Annotated in this window: 1 pseudogene; it reads left to right on the top strand. The window is 32.5% G+C overall.

The annotated features are described in order from the left end of the window. Window positions 1-241: 241 nt before the first annotated feature. Window positions 242-510, top strand: a pseudogene (locus AC1M36_RS28490) (IS6 family transposase); the annotation flags it as partial.

The following is a 510-nucleotide window of genomic DNA, read 5'->3' as shown; positions in this document are numbered from 1 at the left end:
GATTGCCTACTGTAAGAAAAACTCACGTTTAGTATACAAAATACGAATCAAAATGCCAATACATTTAAATTTATATTCAATCCGATGGGTCAAAGCGCCAGATTTATTTCTTATCCAAACGCGTACTAATCCGTTCCAAATTTTATAATCAATATCAACATCACATACTTAAAAGGGTTCTGTTGCAAAGATTTCTAAACTGAGATAACCTGTAGAAAAAGTGTGAGCAGGAGAATGATATATGGGGTATTTTAAAGGAAAACAGTTTGAAAAGGATATTATTTTGGTAGCCGTCGGCTACTATTGTCGTTTTTCTTTAAGTTATCGTGATATATCTGAAATCTTGAAAGAGCGTGGTGTTTCGGTTCACCCAACAACCATCATGCGCTGGGTTCATGAATATAGAAATCTTATCTATCAAATTTGGAAGAAGAAAAATAAAAACGTTCCATTATCTTGGAAACTAGATGAAACCTATATAAAAGTCAAAGGAAAATGGTGTTATTTATA

The organism is Bacillus sp. Medicinal_06 (genome assembly GCF_056711665.1).
This window is presented reverse-complemented; position numbering and strand designations above follow the sequence as displayed.